Source organism: Variovorax paradoxus, assembly GCF_029919115.1.
Lineage (GTDB): Bacteria > Pseudomonadota > Gammaproteobacteria > Burkholderiales > Burkholderiaceae_C > Variovorax > Variovorax paradoxus_O.
Map to the genome: position 1 here is coordinate 5,628,414 of NZ_CP123990.1, position 17,355 is coordinate 5,645,768.

Annotated in this window: 15 protein-coding genes; all 15 read right to left on the reverse strand. The window is 63.5% G+C overall.

The window, feature by feature from the left end:
- Positions 1–25: 25 nt before the first annotated feature.
- The 15 genes from QHG62_RS26860 to QHG62_RS26930 all read right to left on the reverse strand — a co-directional run bounded on the left by QHG62_RS26860 (position 26) and on the right by QHG62_RS26930 (position 17,344).
- Positions 26–1,249 carry an ROK family transcriptional regulator gene (locus QHG62_RS26860; RefSeq protein WP_281148623.1) on the reverse strand — a complete coding sequence of 408 codons (1,224 nt, stop codon included), beginning with the start codon at positions 1,247–1,249 and terminating at the stop codon, positions 26–28.
- Positions 1,242–2,048: an ATP-binding cassette domain-containing protein gene (locus tag QHG62_RS26865; protein WP_157614605.1), complete on the reverse strand. Its 807-nt coding sequence runs from the start codon at positions 2,046–2,048 to the stop codon at positions 1,242–1,244. The genes QHG62_RS26860 and QHG62_RS26865 overlap by 8 nt, the downstream gene beginning before the upstream one ends.
- Positions 2,048–3,007 carry an ABC transporter permease gene (locus QHG62_RS26870; RefSeq protein ID WP_281148624.1) on the reverse strand — a complete coding sequence of 320 codons (960 nt, stop codon included), beginning with the start codon at positions 3,005–3,007 and terminating at the stop codon, positions 2,048–2,050. Before QHG62_RS26870 ends, QHG62_RS26865 begins: the two co-directional genes overlap by 1 nt.
- 19 nt (positions 3,008–3,026) lie before the next feature.
- Positions 3,027–4,031 carry a sugar ABC transporter substrate-binding protein gene (locus tag QHG62_RS26875; protein ID WP_281148625.1) on the reverse strand — a complete coding sequence of 335 codons (1,005 nt, stop codon included), beginning with the start codon at positions 4,029–4,031 and terminating at the stop codon, positions 3,027–3,029.
- Between the two features lie 199 nt (positions 4,032–4,230).
- A complete protein-coding gene (locus QHG62_RS26880; protein ID WP_281148626.1) occupies positions 4,231–4,728 on the reverse strand; it encodes a pentapeptide repeat-containing protein in 498 nt (165 codons plus the stop codon).
- Positions 4,725–5,111 carry a hypothetical protein gene (locus QHG62_RS26885; RefSeq protein WP_281148627.1) on the reverse strand — a complete coding sequence of 129 codons (387 nt, stop codon included), beginning with the start codon at positions 5,109–5,111 and terminating at the stop codon, positions 4,725–4,727. The genes QHG62_RS26880 and QHG62_RS26885 overlap by 4 nt, the downstream gene beginning before the upstream one ends.
- 27 nt (positions 5,112–5,138) lie before the next feature.
- Complete coding sequence (locus tag QHG62_RS26890) at positions 5,139–5,429, reverse strand: hypothetical protein (RefSeq protein WP_281148628.1); 291 nt, start codon at positions 5,427–5,429, stop codon at positions 5,139–5,141.
- 61 nt (positions 5,430–5,490) lie between these two features.
- Positions 5,491–5,889: a hypothetical protein gene (locus QHG62_RS26895; RefSeq protein WP_281148629.1), complete on the reverse strand. Its 399-nt coding sequence runs from the start codon at positions 5,887–5,889 to the stop codon at positions 5,491–5,493.
- Between the two features lie 39 nt (positions 5,890–5,928).
- Positions 5,929–6,411 (reverse strand): hypothetical protein, encoded by a 483-nt coding sequence (locus QHG62_RS26900; protein ID WP_281148630.1) that lies wholly within the window; start codon positions 6,409–6,411, stop codon positions 5,929–5,931.
- A gap of 49 nt (positions 6,412–6,460) precedes the next feature.
- Entirely contained in the window at positions 6,461–6,772 is a 312-nt protein-coding gene (locus QHG62_RS26905) for a hypothetical protein (protein WP_281148631.1), read from the reverse strand.
- On the reverse strand, positions 6,748–11,598 hold the full coding sequence (locus QHG62_RS26910) for an RHS repeat-associated core domain-containing protein (protein WP_281148632.1): 4,851 nt from the start codon (positions 11,596–11,598) through the stop codon (positions 6,748–6,750). The genes QHG62_RS26905 and QHG62_RS26910 overlap by 25 nt, the downstream gene beginning before the upstream one ends.
- 48 nt (positions 11,599–11,646) lie before the next feature.
- The gene (locus QHG62_RS26915) at positions 11,647–14,517 is read right to left on the reverse strand and encodes a type VI secretion system Vgr family protein (RefSeq protein WP_281148633.1); all 2,871 of its coding nucleotides are present in this window, start codon (positions 14,515–14,517) and stop codon (positions 11,647–11,649) included.
- 292 nt (positions 14,518–14,809) lie between these two features.
- The gene (locus QHG62_RS26920) at positions 14,810–16,003 is read right to left on the reverse strand and encodes an MFS transporter (RefSeq protein ID WP_281148634.1); all 1,194 of its coding nucleotides are present in this window, start codon (positions 16,001–16,003) and stop codon (positions 14,810–14,812) included.
- Complete coding sequence (gene aroC, locus QHG62_RS26925) at positions 16,003–17,127, reverse strand: chorismate synthase (RefSeq protein ID WP_281148635.1); 1,125 nt, start codon at positions 17,125–17,127, stop codon at positions 16,003–16,005. Before aroC ends, QHG62_RS26920 begins: the two co-directional genes overlap by 1 nt.
- Positions 17,128–17,158: 31 nt before the next feature.
- Positions 17,159–17,344: a hypothetical protein gene (locus QHG62_RS26930; protein WP_281148636.1), complete on the reverse strand. Its 186-nt coding sequence runs from the start codon at positions 17,342–17,344 to the stop codon at positions 17,159–17,161.
- Positions 17,345–17,355 lie beyond the last annotated feature (11 nt).

The following is a 17,355-nucleotide window of genomic DNA, read 5'->3' on the forward strand; positions in this document are numbered from 1 at the left end:
GCGAGGTTTGAGAGCGGAAGTCCGCTCAGGCCGCCTTCAGGAACACATCGTGGTCGGGCGCGAAGTTGGCGTGCAGCGGCAACATGGCCCCGCCGAGCGCGCAAGCCTGCGCGCCCAGCCTTCCGCCGTGCAGCTGCGGCGGCCAGAGCCCTTCCCAATTGCACTGGGCCAGCGCCGCGCGCGTCTGTTCGAGCAACGCCTGCAGCAGCGAGCGCGACATCGAGCCATCCATCACCACGTCGGCCAGGTCGAGCACCGCTGTGCTGCTCACGATGGCATGCGCCAAGGCCAGCGATGCGGAGCCCAGCCAAGCCTGCGTGACAGCGGCATATGGCGGCTGCAGCGCGCGTTCGTCGTAGGCCGCGGTGGTGTCGAGCCCTTCCGCCTGCAGCCGCTGCTCCAGCTCCCAGAGCGAAGCCTCGGCCATCACCTGCGGCGGCATCGCCCCACCGGCCCGCACCGACTGCATCGGCAACGAAGCCAATGCGCCCGCATTGCCGTGCGCACCGGTGTGCAGGTGCGAATCGATGACCAGCCCGCCCCCCACGAAGGTGTCGACGAAGATGTACAGAAAGCTCTTCAGGTCGTGCCCGCGCCCACCGACCAACTCCGCCACGCACGCGGCCACCGTGTCGCGCGCAAAGCTCACCGGCACATCGGTGCGCGCCCTCACCTCGGCCAGCAGGTCCATCTGGTTCCACTCGTCCGACTGCGCCTTGGACAAGCCCAGCGTGCGGTGCCAGCCGCCAAGCAGGAATGGTGCGGCCAGGCCCACGCCCACGTTGCGCGTGGCCAGCGGCCCGAGCCCGTCGCGCAGGCGATGAATATGCTCGGCAATGGCGGGCAGCAACGCCTGCGCATCCGGAAAGTCGTAGCTCATGGCGTGGCGCTCGCGCACCTGCGCTGCAAAGTCGATCAGCAACCATTCGGCGCCGCGCCGCCCCACCTTGATGCCGATGGCAAAGGCGCCGTCCGGGTTGAGCGCCAACGGCACCGACGGCTGGCCGATGCGGCCGCGGACGCGGCCCTGCTTGACGATGAGCTGGTCTTCCTCGAGCCGCGCGGTAATAAGCCCGATGGTCTGCGCGCTCAGTCCGGTGAGCCGCGCGAGGTCGGCCTTCGGCAGGCTGGTGTGAACGCGCAGGGCCTGCAGCACCACGCGCTCGTTGAACTGGCGCATGCCCACCTGGTTGGAGCCGCGCGGGCGCAACAGGTCGGGCGGGCGCACAGCGACTTCTGCATCAGGCATGCGCCTCCGCGGGCAGTTGGTCGGCCGTCATGGCGCCGGTCATCACGGCCACCGTATCGCTCATGCTGATGTTCTTCGGGTTGAGCACCGCCGCGCGCTTGCCGAGCCGCGCCACGTGAATGCGGTCGGCCACCTCGAACACATGCGGCATGTTGTGGCTGATGAGCACCACCGGCAGGCCGCGGTCGCGCACGCGGCGGATCAGTTCGAGCACCATGTTGCCTTCCTTCACGCCAAGCGCTGCGGTGGGCTCGTCCATGATGACCACGTGCCGCGCGAAGGCCGCGCTGCGCGCCACGGCCACGCATTGCCGCTGTCCGCCGGAAAGCGTTTCGACCGCCTGCGTCATCGACTGGATGCCGACCTTCAGGTCTGCCATGCGCGCGGCGCTTTCCTGCAGCATCTTTTTCTTGTCGAGCATGCGCAGCACGTTGCCCATGAAGCCCGGGCGGCGCAGCTCGCGGCCGAGAAAGAGGTTCTCGTAGATGGTCATGGCGGGTGCCACGGCCAGATCCTGGTAGACCGTTTCGATGCCCGCGCGGCGCGCGTCGAGCGGGTTGCGAAAATGCACCGGCGCGCCGTCGAGCAGGATCTCGCCTTCGTCCGGCACCACCGCGCCCGAAAGCGCCTTGATGAGCGAAGACTTGCCCGCGCCGTTGTCGCCGATCACCGCGAGGATTTCTCCTTCGCGCAGCTCGAAGTCGACACCGTCGAGCGCCGTCACCTGGCCGTAGCGCTTCACCAGGCCCTTGGCCTGCATCACGATCTTGGCGGATTTGGGATTGGCTACTGCGTTCATCAGCGTGCTCCCCGGCGCGAGAGTTGATCGGCCGCCACCGCAAGAATCACCAGCACGCCCGTTACCAGCACCTGGTAGATCGACGACACGCCCATGAGCGTGAGCCCGTTGCGGAACACCCCGACGATGAGCACGCCGATGAGCGAACCCAGCACGATGCCGCGCCCACCGAACAGGCTGGTGCCGCCGAGCACCACGGCCGTGATCGCGTCGAGGTTCTCGGTCTGGCCCGCATTCGGGTCGCCCACGCCGGTGCGCGCCACCGACAGCAGCGATGCAATGCCGTAGAGCACGCCTGCGGCCACATACACGCCCAGCAGCACGCGCTGCGTTGGAATGCCCACCAGGCGCGTGGCCTCGGCGTTGTTACCTACCGCGTAGATGTGCCGGCCCGCGGCCGTTTCGCGCAGCACGAACCATGCAAGCGCATACAGCACCAGCATCAGCACCGCGCCCCAGGCCACTTCGGCATTGCCGATGCTGAAGGTGGTGCCCAGACCGGTGAGGCCGGAGGGCAAGTCGGTGATGGTCTGCGACGACGAATACAGCTGCGTGATGGCAAACGCGATGTTCAGCGTACCCAGCGTCACGATGAACGGCGGCAGCTTGATGCGCGTGACCAGCAGGCCGTTGAGCAGGCCGAACAGCGTCGTCACGCCAATGCCGCACAAGATGGCCACCGGCACCGGCAGGCCGAGCTCGGTGGCGAACTTGGTCATGATGATGCTGCCCAGCGCCATTACCATGCCGCACGACAGGTCGATGCCCGCCGTGAGAATGATCAGCGTCTGGCCGATGGCGATCACGCCGACCACCATCACCTGCTGCATGATCAGCGAGAGGTTGCCGCCCGTCAGAAACCGATCGGACTGCGTCGCAAAGAAGATGCATGCGCCAAGCAGGGCCAGCCACGGCCCCAGGGCGCCCCACGGAATGTGGTGCGTCGGAGATTTCGCCATCAGGTGCTCCGGGCCTTGATTACTTCTTGCCCCAGCACAGCTCGGCGCCGGTCTTGGTGTCCTTGCTGTCGACGCCCGGCACGCTCTTGCCTGCAATGAGGGTCACGCCCGTGTCTACATAGCCCGAGGCCTTCTTGCCCGTCTTGGCAAACTCCACGCCAGCCGCCACACCCATGGCCGCCATCTTGAGCGGGTACTGCTGCGAAGTGGCCGCAATGACGCCCGCGTTGGTGTCCTTGATGCCCTGGCAGCCGCCGTCCACCGAGACGATCATCACGCCCTTCTCCTTGCCGGCGCGCTTCAGTGCGTTGTAGGCACCGGCCGCGGCGGGCTCGTTGATGGTGTAGACCAGGTTCACGTCGGGTGCCCTCTGCAGGCAGTTTTCCATTGCCGTCTGCGCCTTGGCCTGGTCGCCGAAGCTGTCGGCCATGCACACGATTTCAGGCGCCTTCGACAACTCGTTCGACTTGGCGTCGTTCGCCTGCAGGCCGAAGCCCTTCATGAAGCCGTTGTGCCGCTGCGCGCCCACCGGGTGGCCCGGCAGCAGGTCGAGCGCAACGATCTTGGCCGGCTTGCCCGCCATCGCGGCCTTGGCGTATTCGCCGATCAGCACGCCGGCCGTGTAGTTGTTGGTGGCAAAGAGCGCATCGGTGGCATCCGGCGGATCGGCCGGGCTGTCGAGCGCGATCACCATCACGCCCTTGTCGCGCGCCTTCTTGATCGCCGGCACGATGGCCTTGGCGTCGCTCGGCGTGATGAGGATGGTCTTGGCGCCCGCGGCAATCATGTTTTCCATGGCCGTGATCTGGCCCGCGTTGTCGCCGTCGGCCTTGCCCGCGCCCGAAAGCAGCTTGGCGCCGAGCTTCTTGGCCTCTTCCTGCGCGCCCTCTTTCATCTTGACGAAGAAGGGGTTGGTTTCGGTCTTGGTGACGAGGCCGATGACCGGCTGGTCGGCGGCAAAGGCGGCGGACGATGCAGCCAGGGACATGGCCGCCAGGGCCAGGATGGAGCGGGAGCTGAGCATGTGTATGTCTCCGTGGTCAGGCGGCAATGCGCCTGCGGTCTTGGGATCCGGATGCCGGGCCGTGGAAGGCGTGGGGCATCCGGGCGCAGGGAGACTATCGGACAGCAGAGGGACTAAATCAAGTGGATTTAGTTATCGAAAACCCGGGGTTGAATGGGTTGATGCTCCACCGCGTGCTCAGCACTGAACACCTAGTTATTCAGTTGTTGATGATGGCGTTGCTGAATTCAAGCTCTTCGAAATGGCTGCCGGTAAAGTTCACTTGCTGACCGCGGAGGTTGCTCGCGGTGATGCGGTGGCCGCGGCAGTCGAGCACATCGACCTGCGACCAGGAGCCGCTGTCGAAGCTGAGGCCGGTCCAGGTACAGCCGGTGAATGTCGAGCCGATGAATCCTGCGGCATTGAACTGCGACTCGCTGAAAGTGCAGTTGACGAAGGCGCATCCCGTAATCGATATTCCGCTGAAGTCGCACTGCGTGAAGTTGCAGCCTGTGAACTGGCAGGCGCTCCAGCCCGCATGCTTGAAGCTGGTGGCGGCGAAGCTGGTGCCCGCGAAAGTCGAGCCGGCGAACTGCGCCAGGTCCAGGTCGAGCCCCGCGTAAGCGAAGTTGTCGGCCTGCCCGACCAGGCCAGCCGGCGCTCCGCCTGCGCCCTTGCGCCACATGTCGTGGGCCAGGATGATCGACTGCGAGCTCATGTCAGGGGGGTCCACCCGGAAACGACCTTCTCAGTCTCGATTTCGCTCAGCAGCCATCCGGCTTCGGCGTTGCCGTTCTTCTGCGACTCCGCGGCCCAGTAGGCAGCCTTTTCGAGGTCGGTGCCGTTCATGTACAGGTCGTAGGCAAGGTTGTGCTGCGCAATGCGATGTCCGCCCTTAGCCGCCATGGAAAGCCAGTGCATCGATTGATCGGGATCGGAGAACGTGAAGGTGTAGTACAGCGAGAGACGGAAGGCGGAGTCGGCATTGCCGGCTTCTGCCTTTGCCACCAGCGCAAGGCGTTGCTCGTCGGTGAGCGCATAGCTCTGGGCGCCTGAAATAGGAGAAAGAGACGAGGCGGAAGCGGAAGCATCGTTTTCCATGAGACTGTTCTCCGTTGCGTTAAGCGCTCAGCGGCTCCCCGCCTCGCGCAAGATCTCGCCCGACGTTTTCGAGGCGATGTACAGCACCGAACGGCCAAGGCGGTTTGCATTGCCAAGGCCCTTCTTGCCCGGTTCCAGCTTGGCGACAAAGGCGATTCCGATGGTGTTTTCACCGTTCTCGTCCTCGCCGTTTTCACGTGTGCGCTCGCTGATCTGGATGTCGAAGTCCTTCAGGTCTTGTCCCGTCTGCGCAAAGCGCTCGTGGGCACGGCCCAGGGCGATGGCGAGCGGGGTGCTGGATTCCGGCTTGAAGGTCATGAGTCGATGACGGGTCTGCCTGGTCTATGGCTGATTATTTTGCGCACTGGAAAGGAAGTATCTATTTCCTGTTTGATAGATTGAATTTTGCGACCCTGACAACATGTTCATCTTTATCTGTTGATAGTTTTTCTAAAATATCGATCGGAGTCTTCTTATTGGAAGCAATTTGCTGTCGAACTGTGGAATCGGGATCTGCCGACAATAATCTGAATAACTCCTGAGATAGCTTTCTCTTGGACGCAACAAAGAATCTGACTTCCACATCGAATTTACAGAGCTCCTGAAGGATCTCCAGGGGAACTGTTTTATTGTGAGCCACCCATTTCCTGAGCTCTGGGTAATTTTCGATAACGTCCTGCCAGACTTCAAGAGAGGCTTCCTCGTGAGCAGCTATGTCATATTCTTCTTTTACTTGACTTGATCGCAATTTAGCAAATTCGTTGACAGAAGAAATCATTGCGCATCCTTGTATTTCATCGACGCAGAAGCGCATTTTTTACCAAGTGATAATTTGGCAAATTTCTTTATCGGAGCCATGGATTTCGGGGTTTCCCGCATAAAAATCCAAGACGACACCGTGTTCGAGACTCTCGGAAACCAAGGCCAAATAGTCCACTTCAATCAATTTTCCCTGCATTGATTGCAGCAGCAGCCGCAATCGCTTTGCCTCCGCCTTAATTACTGGGTATTGCGTATAAATGAACCCGCTTTGAGGCGAAAGGCCGGGGAGAACGAGGAGGCATGCCTTGCTTTGGTTGACTGCAAAATCAAATAGGTATTTGAATAAATGCGAGGCTCCCTGTGTTTTTATGCCACTTTTGGAGTCCGTAATATTTTTTATTTTTTCCAGAAGAATCGAGGATTCTGGAAATTGGATTAAATCTAAAACTGAATCCGAACCAAGAAATAGTCCTTCGAAGTTTCTTTCCTGCAGAAGAGCAAATCTCTTCTCTTGAGCTTTCGTCAGACTAAATGCCATATATTTACATCCACTGCTCTTACTTACTAGTGCGCGAATCCAAATCCGACTAGCTGCTGCGCAACCTTTCGGCGGCAAGAGGGAGGGAATTCAGGATAAATTTCAATGCCTCTTCGATATTTGTAAATTGCTTGCGTACATACACATCATAAAGATCGACCGCATCTTCGTATTTCTCTAGATACTCATCAAATCCAACCGCCACTATCGACCCCAGTACCTTGACAAAGCACTCCCAGTGGACTGCCTCACCTTCCCGGAGATAATCCCCATTGATCCAGAACGATTTTTTGGCCTGAATCAATTGACTGATTTTGGAAATAATTTCTGCGTCTTTCATTTTTTCTTTGCCGAAGGGCATCTAGTGGGCCTATCCACAAAAATATCGAGCCGATCGCCTTCAGGAGTAACGACGTTGATATGCGGCATGGTTTTATGTGGATGCCCGTTCGGAAGTGACTCGTGCCCATATAGCACATCAGTCGCAGGGTTGGTTTTGAAGTCCATGTGATACGAGGCTCTTCCCGTGTCATTTTGCCGATTCGACTTAAATGCAGCCTTGTCTCTGGCAGTTTTTGCAGGATCCTTATCGCCTGCCCCTGCAGATTTTTGCGCATCTGGAAACGCCGCAAATAGAACTGTTGACGCTTCCTTGAACGAGCAGACGGTGACGCTTCTTCCCGCTTTTACCTGTGCGACTTTCTTGAGAATTTCAACCGGTGAAAGGCCGTTACTGTCGATCCAGCCCGTCGGATTTGGAACTGCTGCATGAAGGTTGGTGCCTCCAAGCAACCCGATCGGATCGCTACTGACAAATCTTCCACTCACCGGGTCGTAATACCGATACCGGTTGTAGTGCAGCCCCGTCTCGTCGTCAAAGTACTGCCCTTGGAACCGGATCGGATTCCTGAACCCCGCCTTCCTCCCCGCCTCGCTGATCGCCTGCCTGGCTTCGCCCCAGGCCTTGTAGCTGGCCGACCAGGCAATCCGCCCCTCATGGTCGGTCAGCTCCTGCGGCGTGCCCAAGTGGTCGCATTGGTAGAACGCAATCTCTTCCTTCGCAAAGGCCTGCGGCATGTTGAGCTGCTGCCCGTTCCATAGCGGATCCTGCTCGATGTCGTAGCGCCCGTTGGCCGCAATCAGCGCCTTCACGTCGGTTGTCTGGCTCAACGCGATGGCTTGGGCCTGCCTGATCTGCACCAGCGGCACGAAGGAGCCGGGCTCGTGGATGTAGTGCACGCTGTCGCCGCGCCAGGCCTGATGCTCCTGCTGGCCCTCGGTGCTTTGCGTGCTCTCGAAGGCCAGCGTGTCACCGTCCCAGCCGAACAGGGTGACGTCGTGCTCGGATCGCTTGGCAATGCGGCGGCCCATGGCGTCGTAGCTGAAGGTGGTGGTCTTGCCGTAGGTGCTCGCACTGCGCATGCGGTTGAAGCCGTCCCAGGTGAACACGGTCTTCTCGCCGTTGCTCGTTCGCTCGACGAGGTTGCCGCGTTCGTCCCACTTGTAGTAGGTGCCGGCATAGTCCTTGAGCAGGTTGTCCATCAGCTTGCCGGCCATGCTGCGGCCGTCGCCGTCCATGCGAACCGCGACGCGGTTGGTCACGCGGCCTGCGGCCAGCGTGCCGGCCGCGGTGGTGTCCGAAGGATTGCCGATGTTCCCTGCGGGATCGAATGCGAAGGTCTCGCGGCCCAGGCGGCTGTTGGCTTCCAGCAGGCGGCCCACGGGGTCGTAGCGGTAGCTCAGGCTGCCGCGGCGGCTGTCGCCGATGGCGACGAGTTGGCCAGCCTTGTCGTAGGCATAGCTGCGGCGGACGGCAGCAGCGGCCTCGACGGCGCCGGGCCTGGTCTGCGAAATCTGTTGCTCGAGCAGCCGGCCGGCCGGGTCGTAGCGCAGCTTCTGCGTCAGGCCGTTGCCCTGCTCGCGCGCGATCTCGCGGTGCAGGTCGTCGCGCTCGAAGTCCAGGATGTCCTGTCCGTCGACAAGCAGGCCGTGCACATGGCCCGAACCGTATGTCAGCCACTGCGTGGTGTGGCCGTCGGGGCGGATGGTGGTGACGCGCTGGTTGAGCTCGTCGTAGCCATGGCGCCAGACTGCCGTTTGCCCGCTCTCGATGTAGTGGTGATGCTCGCGCGCGAGGTTGCCCGCCGGGTCGTAGAACCACTGCAGCCGCGCATCGCCGTTCGCAGCCTCCACCAGGCGCCCGTTGCCGTCGTAGGCGAAGCGCTCCGCCTGTTCCGCGGCCTGGCGTTCAGTAAGGCGGCCCAGCGGATCGAATACGAGCGTGGTGCTGTGGCCCGCATCGACGACCTCGGCCAGCACGCCGGTGGATTCCTCGTACCGGTAACGGGTGGCCTTGCGGTCGAAGCCGATCTCCTCCAGCAGCTTGCCCACGGGGTCGTACCTGAAGTCGTAGCGGCTGCCGTTCTCGTTGTGCAGTTCGGTCAGCCGGCCGAGCAGGTCCCACTGGTAGCGCAAGGTGTGGCCGGCCGCGTCGACGCGGCCGGCGACCAGGCCGGCGCGGGTGTAGCTGTAGCGGGTGCGGCGGCCGAGCGCGTCGGTGTGTGCAAGCAAGCGGCCTTCGGCGTCGTGCGCAAAGTGCTCGCGGGTGCCGTCGGGGTGCACGATCTCCTCGAGCTGGCCCGGGTGGTTGCGGCTGCCGCCGTCCTCGCCTTGCGCCACAGCCGCACCCACGGGCGTGTAGCGATAGCGCGTGGACTGGCCGGCCGCATCGGTGGCCTTCACGAGGCGCCCGCGGCTGTCGTATTCCCAACTGCTGACTTTGCCCGAGCAGTCGGTGTAGCTCGCCATCTGGCCGGCGGGCGTGTAGGCCAGGGTCTTCACGCCGCCCTTGGCATCGGTGATGAGCACCGGCTGGCCGGCCGGGTCGTAGGCGTATTCGGTCTTGTTGCCGAGCGGATCGATTTCTTCGGTGAGGTTGCCGCTTGCATCGTGCTCGCGCTTCCACACGCCGCCTTCGGCATCGAGGATGCCCGTCACCCGGTGGCGTGCGTCGTATTCGTAGTGAACGCGGCTGCCGTCGGCGCGGGTGTGGGTCTTCAGGTTGCCGTTGGCGTCGTAGGCGTAGTCGTCCGTGCTGCCATCGGTGTGGATGTGGCGCGTGATGTTCTTGGCGTCGTCGCGCAGGAACCACTCCTCGCGCTTGTCCGGGTGAATGATCCGGTAGGTGTAGCCCAGCACGTCGTAGTAGTACCAGGTCTCGCCACCAATGGCATCGGTCAGGTAGGTGAGGCGAATGTTCCTGTCCCACTCCAGCGTGAGCGCAAAGCTGCCGTCGTCGGCCCATTCGCGCACGGCCTTGGCGTCGACACCCGTGCCGTCGTACTGGAGGTTCATGCCCCGCCCCGTACGGTCGGTGTAGCGGGTCACGAGGTGATGGCTGTAGCTGTATTGCCAGCCGGCACCGTTCTCGTCCTGCGCGGTGACGAGGTCGCCTTCGGCATCGTGCGTGTAGGCCGCCAGTTGGCGCACAACCTGGCCGTCCTTCAGCTCCCACAGTGACGCGATGCGGCCCGTGCGGGCGTCGGGCCGGGTGCCGACGTGCGCGATGACTGCATCGCCCTGCCGGCTGATGATGTCGCTCAGCACCTCTTCGCCGGTCGCGGCGATCACATGGTCGTAGCGCAGGCCGACCGCGGCACCGCCGCGCGCATGCTGGGCCACCAGGCGGAAGTGCTGCTTGCCTTGCGATGCAGCCTTGGCGGGCACGGTGTCCACGAGTTCGTAGGTCTCGCGCCAATCGGCCGCCTCGCCCGCGGGCACCGGCTTGCCGAAGTCCACCGCCAGCAGGCGTTCGCTCAGTCGCGTGAGCGTGATCTCCTCGATCGGGTTGTGATGGCTCTTGCCCACGGCCAGCAACGGAAAGGCATGGCTGCGTCCATCGGCGCCGTGATAGATCAGGCTCATCTCGCCTTGGCGCCGGCCCTTGGCGGCCTTGGCGACGTCCACGCGGGTGGTGTAAGGCGTGATCCAGCGCGCGCCCAGGCTGGCCTGGTCGAACGCGCCGAGATTGCTGCGATAGACGCGCGTCCAGCTGATGGGCAACGTCGCGCCCAGCACGAAGTCGGTGTGGTCGAAGCTCTCGCACCCGGTGGCCAGGGCGATGGCGCCGCCGGCGCCTGACACCGCGCAGTTCTTGCAGCCCGGGTCGCCGCTGGCCGGAACCTGCGCGGATGTCGCGCCCTGCTCTCCGCCGGGCTTGTTGCCCCGTACCTCCGAACCCCTGGTCGCGTTGATGCTTGCGGCGTGCTTTCCCTTGCGCCTGATCAGTGCGTCCTTGAGGATCTTGATCATCCACTTGATGCCGTACTGCAGGCTCTCATCGCCCAGCCGCATGATCTGCCGGCGCGCCGCACCCTTGAGATCGGTCAGGCTGGCGACGGTATTTCGGATTTCCGCCTTCACGGCGTCGGGCAACCCATAGTGGCTCGCCTTCGCGGCCGCGTAGTTGGCGGACTTTTTCGCGGCGTCAGCAGCGGCGGCCATCATGCGGCCCCAGGTGCTCTGGGTCTTGGGGTCGTAGGTGTTCTTCTCGGCAGCGCCGCCGGTCGCGAACACCGGCTTCTCACCCAGCGCCACCTGCAGCGCACCGATCAGCGCATCGGCGATGCCGTCGACCTTTTTCGCGCATGACTGCAGGAAGTCGTCCAGGTAGCCGAGCGCCTCGTCCACAAACTTGTCGAGCGTGCCGGCGATGGTGTCGTTCAGGTGGGTGATGAGCACCGTCACGAAAGCCTCGCCGATGTTCGGCACCACGTTCTTGGCCGACTTGGCAATCTGCTGCTTGAGCAGGTGCAGCATCGGCCGCAGGCTCATGCGCGCGGCGCCCGTGCCGGGAGGAAACGGAATCACGCCCAGCAGGTTGATCGCCAGGCTCACCCACTGCAGCACATCGGAGTACGCTTTCTTGGTGATCATCTCGACGATGTCCCAGACTGCATCGATGAGCGCCATGATGTTGCCTATGACCGGCAGGCTGCCCGCGAAGGTCTTCAGCACGTTGAGCGTGACGTAGTCGTTGGTGAGCTTGCGCAGCCACTTGTCGATCTTGGCGGCACCGGCGCCGATGTCTTCCACGCCGATGGTGTTGAGCGGCGCCACCGCGGTCTGGCGCTCGCGTTCGGTGGGTTGCGCGCCTTGCGCCTTGTTTTGTGGGGCTTGTTCAGCCATGCGCGAATCTCTCCCTTGATTTCTTGTAGTCGCCGGGTTCGCGGGCCGTCAGCCTGCGAACCCCGGCGTTTGAACGCTCGGCAGCGAAGGCAGCGATACAGGCAGCTTGGCGCCTACAGCCTGCGTGGCCATGCCGGTGGCGGTCCGGCCGACCTGCCCGAGCAGCGCCTTTGCGCCGCCCTGCTGCAGGCTCTGCACGGCCCCGACGGCTTGCTGCGCCGTGTTCGCCGCCTGGGCGACCTGGCTCGCAAGCCCGCTCGCCTTGCCCAGCGAGCCCCCACCCCCAAGCCCGCCGAGGAAACTCGTTCCACCGCCCTCGGAGTCCAGCGCCTTGTCGCTCGCGGGTTCGGCCGGCCAGCGGTCGGGCTTGGCGAAGTAGCTGCCCGTTTCCCACGGATCGCTCGGGTCGCCGCCGAAGGTGACCTTGGCCTGCCCGAGCGGAAGCCCGGCCACCGACGCGAAACCGTTCGCGTCGAGCTTGCCCGTGTGCGTTGCGCCTTCCGAATCGACCACCGTGTAGTCGCCCTGCTTCACGCCCTGGCGCATGGCGCCGTCGGCCTTCACGTACCGGTGGTACAGGTCGAGTTGCCCGCGCGGGAGCTGCGGCGGCTGCGGCAGGCGCGGCGGCCCGTCGCTCTTCGGGCCGACCATCGAATGCGACGACGCATGCGCGCGCCACAGGCCGTTGGTGCCGCTCTCGATGCCGCCCGCATTCCACCGCGTGTAGCTGGAGCCGCCGTTGACGACGATCTCTTCCTTCGCGGTGATGGTGATCCGGTTGGCCTCCATCTTGATGTCGAGCTTGGCCAGCGCGTTGATGCTGTCCTTGAGCGCGGCGATGTCGATGTCGGCGGCCGCCGCCACCATGCGGATGCCTTTGTTGAACGCCGCGATGCGCACCGCATCCTTGGCGCTGACCAGGAAGCTGTTGCCCGTGGCAAAACTCGCGTGCGCACCGCTTGTGATTGCCGTGTGCTCCACGCTCACGATGTGCGTGGAACCCTGCGCGGTCGTCTGGATGCCCGCGGGGCTGGCGAGCGTCAGGTGCGGCTCCTGGAACTCGGCGAACTCGCCCTGCTCCCGGTTGCCGCCTTGGCCCTTGATTGCGTCCGTCTGCTCCTTGAGGCTGCGGGCCACTTCGTCCTGGTCGCCGGTTTCGTGGGCCTTGGCGGTACGCGCGATTTCGGCCAGGCTCTCATGCAGGTCGCGTCCTTGCGTGAGCCGGCCGACGGTTTCGCCCATGTCGGTCATGTGCGCCTGCGCGTTGGCACGCGTCTCGGTGGTGACCAGGAGGCCCTTCGCGGAGCGCACCACGCCATGCCCGTCGGTGCGCAATTCGAAGCCCTGCCCACGCGGCTCCTTGCGCCCGGCCGTGTCTTCGATGCGGCCGATGTGGCCCACACTCAGCTGGCTCGCCTGATGGTCGCTGCGCAGCTGCGCCTGGATCTTTCCGTGGGTGTCGTCCAGCACCAGATGGTTGCCACGCCCGCCGCCGAGTTCACGGCTGCGAATGCCCGAGAGGTGCTTTTGCTCCGGCAACTGCCAGGCGGCCATGGTGTCGGCGTTGTAGACGCAGCCCGTCACGATGGGGTAGTCAGGATCGCCGTTGAGAAAGTCGACGATCACCTCCATGCCGATGCGCGGCACCGACACCGCGCCGAAGGTGGCGCCCGCCCATGCGGTGGACACGCGGACCCAGCAGCTGGAGTTCTCATCGTCCTTGCCCAGGCGGTCCCAGTGGAACTGCACCTTGATGCGGCCGTACTGGTCAGTCCAGATCTCTTCACCGGCAGGCCCCACCACCATGGCCGTTTGCGGACCGCGGGTGCGCGGCTTGGGCGTGGTGCGCAAGGGCCGCCATGCAAGGCTGGTGGGCTGGGCATCGAATGCAAAGCGCTGCACCGATCCTTCTGCAGCGTCGGCGCCCTCGCTGGCCTGCAGGTTTTCCTGCAGGTGGTAGCTCACGCTCAGCAGCAGGTATTGGCGGTTCTGGTCGGCCCGCGGATGGCCGGTGAGCCGAAGCGTGTGGCCGGTTGCCAGCTCGCGCAGGTTGGAGCGCCCGGTCGCGCGGCTGCGCTGGCTCAGCTGCTCTTCGTTGCGGATGCGCGCGTAGGTCTCGCCGTCTGCGTGCTGCACAAAGCCGCCGGGCCACTCGTAGTTTTCGTAGCTGTCGTGGTCATGCCCAGGCGGCATTTGCCGCAGGTGCGAGAGGTCGGCCTTGGGCTTCTCGAAGTCGTAGTCGTTGTTGTAGTGATGCCCCGCACGCACCTCTTCCGCGGTTTCCCAGGCATAGATGCGCTCGCGCTGGCCCATGCCGGATTTTTCGAGCGGGTGAAAGCGCACCGACTCTCCGCCGGGCAGCGGCGCGTGCGAACTCGCAATGTCGTCCGCAAACACCAGCACGTGCTGCGAAGCCTCGTGCCGGAAGTAATAGTAGATGCCTTCGAGCTCGCACAGCCGCGAGATGAAGTTGAAGTCGCTCTCGTGGTACTGCACGCAGTAGTCCCAGCGGCGGTAGTCGCCCCGGCTCAGCTTCTTCTCGATGGGATAGCCGTAGCTGCCCAGCACTTCCGTCAATATGTCGGGAACGCTCTTGCCCTGAAAAATGCGGAAATCGCTGCGGCGCGTGGCAAGCCACAGCCACGGGCGCAATTGCAGGCGGTAGAACGAATGGCGCGCATCTTCCTGTTGCAGCCCGAAGCGCGTCGCAATTCCGCTGAGGTAACGCACGCCGCCGCTTTCGGTTTCGACCGCTACCGTCGATGCCTTGCCGAGTAAGGCTTTCGACTCAATGGCGTTGCTGCTGCCCAGGAGGTCGATGTCGAAGGTGTAAAGCTGGCTCAGCGCTTCGCGGCCCACCAGCTGGCGAAATTGCAACGCTTCGCCCAGGGGCGTCTGAATAGTGACACGGCGGTTCATTGCTGAACCGTGGATCGCTTATAAGACAAACAACTTAATAGCAATTCACTCAATAACAATATTGTTTTCAAAATGAGCTTCATGCTCACCTCCCCATTGCATGTTTTCACAATTATTTTAAATGTTGATTTATCGTAAGAGCCAATGCCAAATTTCACGATTTAGGGGTTCAACATAAAGTTCGCAGGCGCAGGACTGCCGCGCAATTGGGCAAATCAATTCGCGCAGCAGATTCGGCGGAAGGCCCGCGGCGAGGGAGAAGAAGCAGAAGAGAGGGATGCGGGGCGGCGTCTCAGGCCGCGCGCGCCGGCGCCGGCCGTTCGAGCCTTGCGACCTGCCAGGCGCAGAGGCTGCCCGCCGCGGCCAGCAGGGCCGCAAGCGCGAACATAGTGCGGTAGCCGAACTCCTGCGCTGCAGCGCCGCCGAGCAATACGCCCAGCACACCGCCAAAGCCGTAGCCGATCACGGTGAACAGCGCTTGCCCTCGCCCGCGCAACCGCCCCGGAAAGCGGCGCGACACCACGGCAATGCAGGTGGTGTGATGCGCCGCAAAACTCAGCGCGTGCAGCCACTGCGCAATGACAAGCGCTGCAATGGAGCCGCCCAGCCCGGCGGTCAGGCCCAACCTCGCCACGGCGGCAATGCCGCACACCAGCATCCAACGCGGCATGGGCAAGAGGCCGATGAGCCGCCCCTGCAGAAAGAACCAGACGATCTCGGCCACCACCGACAGCGCCCACAGCAGGCCGATGACGCTCTTGCCGTAGCCCAGCGAATCGAGGTACAGCGAGAAGAATGCGTACACCGAGAAGTGCGACATCACCTGGAAGAACAGCGCCGCAAAGAACCACCGCACGGCCGGAATGCGCAGCACCGGACCAATGGGCTCCTTTGCCGCGTCATGGGCGGCCACGGGCTCGCGAATGTCGGGGAGCTTCATGGTCGCAATGAGCACCACGGCCAGCGTACCGGCCGCCCAGGCCGGAAAGTGCTTCATGCCGAAGCGCTCGAACCATTCGCCGGCGAAGAACACCGTCACAAGAAAGCCGGCAGAGCCGCAAAGGCGAATGCGCCCGTAGCGTCCCCAGTCGCCGGCCACGAGCTGCGCCATGGCCGCCTCGGTGAGCGACATCATCGAGCTGGTGTGGGTAAACATCACCAGCAGCACCAGCGCCAGCCACCACGCACCGCCATGCCACCACAGCCCGAACGAGCTGGCCAGCGCCACCGCGGCGCTGAAGCGCAGCAGCAGTACGCGGTGGCCCGTGTGGTCGCTGAGCGCGCCCCAGGCATAGGGTGCGAACACCCGGGTGATCGACTGCACCGAAGCCAGCAGGCTGATCGTGAAGATCGGCAGCCCCAGGTCCTTGAGCCACAGCGGCAGGTAGGGGTTGAAGAAACCGATGTGCGCAAAATAGCTGGCCGACAGACCAGCAAACGCCAACAGGTGGCCGCGTCCGGCGGCCACTGGTGGCGGGGCGGACACTAGAGGAAAGACGACTGCGGCGAGGCAGCTTCGGTCTTGTCGGCCTGCACCTTTGCGTCATGCTGCACATCGCCGCACTGCGCACGGTTGCGCAGCACGTGCTCCATGACTACCAGCGCGAGCATGGCTTCGGCAATGGGCGTGGCACGGATGCCGACGCACGGATCATGGCGGCCCTTGGTAACCACCTCGACCGGATTGTTGTGGATGTCGATGGACTGGCGCGGGCTGATGATCGAGCTCGTGGGCTTGATTGCGATGCTCACTTCCAGGTCTTGCCCCGAGCTGATGCCGCCCAGGATGCCGCCCGCGTTGTTGGTGACGAAGCCGGTCGGCGTGATCGAGTCGCCATGCGTGGTGCCGCGCTGCGTGATGCTGTCGAACCCGGCGCCAATCTCGACCGCCTTCACTGCGTTGATGCCCATCATTGCGTAGGCAATCTCGGCATCGAGCTTGTCGAACAGCGGCTCGCCAAGGCCGACGGGCACGTTGGTGGCCGTCACGCGGATGCGTGCACCGCACGAATCGCCGGCCTTGCGCAGGCGGTCCATGTACGACTCGAGCTCGCTCACGTCGGCAATGGGCGCGAAGAAGGGGTTGTTGGGTACATGGTCCCAGTTCTCGAACGGAATGGCAATTTCGCCGATCTGCGTCATGCAGCCGCGAAACACCATGCCGTGCTTTTCGGCCAGCCATTTCTTGGCAACCGCGCCGGCAGCCACCATGGGTGCCGTGAGCCGTGCCGAAGAACGCCCACCGCCTCGCGGATCGCGGATGCCGTATTTCTTCCAGTACGTGAAGTCGGCATGGCCCGGGCGGAACTGCTGGGCAATCTGGCCGTAGTCCTTGCTGCGCTGGTCGGTGTTCTGGATCAGCAATGCAATGGGGGTGCCGGTGGTCTTGCCTTCGTACACGCCCGAAAGAATCTGCACCGCATCGGGCTCATTGCGCTGGGTAACGTGGCGGCTGGTGCCGGGGCGCCGGCGGTCGAGATCGCCCTGGATGTCGGCTTCGCTCAGTTCCATGCCGGGCGGGCAGCCGTCGATCACGCAGCCGATGGCCGGGCCGTGCGACTCGCCGAAATTGGTGACCGCGAAGAGAGTTCCGAATGTGTTGCCGCTCATGACGGGATTATCCCCACAAAGCGGCGGCCACTCAGTCAGTCGTGCTTTCCATGCGCTTGGTGAGCGTGCCCAGCTGCAGCTCGATGGAAAAGAGCCGCTCGTTCAGCACAGCCGTCTGCAGCCGTATGGCCTCGACGATGGCCCTGGTCTGCGGGTCGGTGGTGTTGTCGGCCAGTTCCGCCAGGTCATGCAGCTTCTTGCGAAGTTCGTTGCTCATGGAAGGCTCCG